Below are 3,270 nucleotides of genomic sequence, written 5' to 3'. Positions count from 1 at the left end.
TGGGAGCCACGAACGTTCTACGGGCCGGGCTGGTCCGTCGCGAAGCCCAACCGGCTTAGCGAGAAGCCCCCGGCTTCAGCCGGGGGAGGAGTCACGCTCGCCCCGTACCTGTACACGCAGGCGCAGAGCTGGACCAACGTCCCGCAGTTCGCGCTGGAGACCTTCGCGGCCCCCACCGCCGGGCTGCAGAGCTTCGCGACCTACCTCAACGGGCTGCCGCTGCTCGGCAACAACCGCTACGTCAACGCCTGGGACGTCGTACCGCTGGCCTGGAACGACCTGAAGACGGTGAACGAGGACGCGTGGTACCCGTCACCCGGCCCGGCGGGCAACGGCACCGTGCACCACCTGTTCGACGTGTTCAACGGGCTCCCGAAGGGCAACGTCTACGTGCAGCCCGGTGCGCGGCAGCAACTGCCGCAGGACGGGGCCTACTCGACGTACGACCCGGACCTGGTCAACAGCACCCTGGCGGACTTCCTGGGGCAGGCCGCCTACCAGCACGCGAACAACACCTACCTCGGTCTGCTCGGGACCTCCCTGCTCTCTCCCGGACCGGTGGTGACCGGCGTCAGTCCCGCCTTCGGCGCGAGCGGCTCCACGGTCGTCATCCAGGGCAGCCGCCTCGTCCCGGGCAGTGTCGTCGACTTCGGTCCCGTCCCGTGCCCCGACGCCTCCGTCGACCCGGGCGGCACGCAGATCACCGTCACGGTGCCGGACGGCGTCGGCGTCGTGGACGTCCGCGTCACCAACATGCTCGGCACGACGCCCGTCGCGCCGCTGGGGCAGTTCGCCTACGGCGGCCCCGCGCCCCTGGTGGTCACCGGCATCGACCCGACCAGCGGGCCGGCGCTGAGGACCAAGGTCACCATCACCGGCGCGGGCTTCCCCAGGGGCGCCGGGGTGAACTTCAAGGACCAGGCGTCGAAGAACGTCACCTGGGTCTCGGACACCCAGCTCACCGCCGTGGCGCCCCTGCAGATCGACGACAGCCAGACGGTGGACGTCACCGTGAAGGTCGGCGACATTGCCTCCGCCACCAGCCCGGCCGACGAGTTCACCTACACGGGCCTCTGAGTACACCGGCCTCTGAGTACGCGGGCCGCTGAGCCGAGGCCCGGCCGCCCGCAGCCGACGGCCCACAGCCGACGGCCCGTCGGCGGGGCCCCGGCGGGGTTCCGTGCCCCGCTATACACGGGGTTTATACATGGTGTGTATAGTCCTTGATCATGGCACTCGGACAGATGCTCCTCGGGCTCCTGGAAGCCCAGCCCCGGCACGGGTACGACATCAAACGCCTCTACGACGAGCACTTCGGCCGCGACCGCGCCCTGCACTACGGGCAGGTGTACGCGACGCTCTCCCGGCTCCTGAAGAACGGCCTGGTCGTCGTGGAGGGCACGGAGAGCGACGGCGGCCCGGAACGCAAGCGGTACGCCATCACCGACGCGGGCGTGACCGACCTCGCCGACTGGCTCACCCGGCCGGAGGACCCCCAGCCCTACCTGCAGAGCACGCTCTACCAGAAGGTCGTCCTCGCGATCCTCACCGGCCGCTCGGCCACCGAGGTCCTGGACGCCCAGCGGAGCGAACACCTGCGGACCATGCGCGAACTGACCCGCCGCAAGCTCGCCGGCGACCTCGCGGACGAACTGATCTGCGACCACGCCCTGTTCCACCTCGAAGCCGACCTGCGCTGGCTGGAGCTCACCGCCGCCCGCCTCGACGACCTCACCGCCCGCCTGACGGAGACCCCGCGTTGACCACCGCCCAGCCCCTCCTGCACGCCCAGGACCTCCACAAGGCCTTCGGCCCCACCCCGGCCCTCGCCGGCGCCTCGCTCACCGTCGCCGCCGGCGAACTCGTCGCCGTCATGGGCCCCTCCGGCTCCGGCAAGTCCACCCTGCTCCACTGCCTGGCCGGCATCACCCGCCCCGACCAGGGCACCATCACCTACCAGGGCCGCGACCTCACCACCAGCACCGACGCCGAACTCAGCGCCCTGCGCCGCACGGAGTTCGGCTTCCTCTTCCAGTTCGGCCAGCTCGTCCCCGAGCTCTCCTGCCTGGAGAACGTCGCCCTGCCGCTGCGCCTGAACGGCATCCGCCGCAAGGCCGCCGAGGCCCGCGCCACCGAGTGGCTGGAGCGCTTGGAGGTGGCCGACCTCGCCGCCAAGCGCCCCGGCGAGGTCTCCGGCGGCCAGGGCCAGCGGGTGGGAGCCGCCCGCGCCCTGATCACCGGCCCCAAGGCGGTCTTCGCCGACGAACCCACCGGCGCCCTCGACTCCCTCAACGGCGAACGCGTCATGAAGCTGCTCACCCGCGCCGCCCGCGAGACCGGCGCGGCCGTCGTCCTGGTCACCCACGAGGTCCGGGTCGCCGCTTACGCCGACCGCGAGATCGTCGTCCGCGACGGCCGCACCCGCGACCTGGCCACCGCCCGGTGAGCGCCACCGACCCCAAGGTCCGCTGGCCGGCCGTGGACCACCTCGCCCTCGGCGCCCGACTGGCCCTCACCAACGGACGGGACGGCTGGGGCCGACTGCTGCTCACCGCCTGCGGCGTCGGCCTGGGCGTGGCCCTGCTGCTCTTCACCGCCTCGTTCCCCGGCATCGTGCACCACCGCGACCAGCGGCTGTACGTGCAGAACGACCTCTTCCACGACGAGGACCTGCCCGCCCCCACCGACCGCACGGTCCTCGTCGCCGGCGCCGACACCACCTTCCACGGCACCCCCGTCCGCGGCCGGATCGTCCAGCCCGAGGGCCCGGCCGCCGCGCTCCCGCCCGGGCTGTCCGGCTACCCGAAGCCCGGCGAGATGGCCGTCTCCCCGGCCCTGGCCGAGCTGCTCGGGGACCCCGCCAACCACCTGCTGCGCGAGCGCCTGCCCTACCCCGTGACCGGCACCATCGGCCCGGCCGGGCTGCTCGGGCCCGGCCAGGCCTCGTACGTGCTCGGCGGCGACCACCTCTCGGCGGACACCGGCGCCCTGCGGATCACCGAGTTCGGCCACTTCTCGCCGCCCAAGCCCATGGACTCGAAGCTGATCCTGCTCAACGCCGTCGGCCTGACGGTGATGCTGGCCCCGGTCGGTGTCTTCCTCGCCGCCGCCGCGCGCTTCGGCGGCGAACGGCGCGACCGCCGGCTCGCCGCCCTGCGCCTGGGCGGTGCGGACCACCGCACGACCGCCCGGATCGCCGCCGGGGAGTCCCTGGTGGGCGCTGGCCGGCACCGTCTGCCTCTCCTCGGACATGGGCCACGCCGGCCACCC

General features: G+C 72.9%; 3 protein-coding genes and 1 pseudogene. All 4 read left to right on the top strand.

What is annotated here, in order from left to right; all coding sequences use genetic code 11:
• On the top strand, positions 1 to 1,077 hold a 1,077-nt coding region (locus tag ABZW03_RS38970; RefSeq protein WP_355269335.1), incomplete at its 5' end, for an IPT/TIG domain-containing protein.
• Positions 1,078 to 1,229: 152 nt separating this feature from the next.
• Positions 1,230 to 1,763, top strand: coding sequence for a PadR family transcriptional regulator (locus ABZW03_RS38965; RefSeq protein ID WP_355269333.1), 534 nt, complete (start codon positions 1,230 to 1,232; stop codon positions 1,761 to 1,763).
• A complete protein-coding gene (locus ABZW03_RS38960; protein ID WP_355269331.1) occupies positions 1,760 to 2,446 on the top strand; it encodes an ABC transporter ATP-binding protein in 687 nt (228 codons plus the stop codon). The genes ABZW03_RS38965 and ABZW03_RS38960 overlap by 4 nt, the downstream gene beginning before the upstream one ends.
• Positions 2,443 to 3,270: pseudogene (locus tag ABZW03_RS38955) on the top strand (ABC transporter permease); the annotation flags it as partial. The gene ABZW03_RS38960 and the pseudogene ABZW03_RS38955, both read left to right, overlap by 4 nt.

The organism is Kitasatospora sp. NPDC004799, from assembly GCF_040609095.1.
Lineage (GTDB): Bacteria > Actinomycetota > Actinomycetes > Streptomycetales > Streptomycetaceae > Kitasatospora.
Note: the sequence above shows the minus strand (reverse complement) of the source record. Positions and strands in the feature narration are given on the sequence as shown.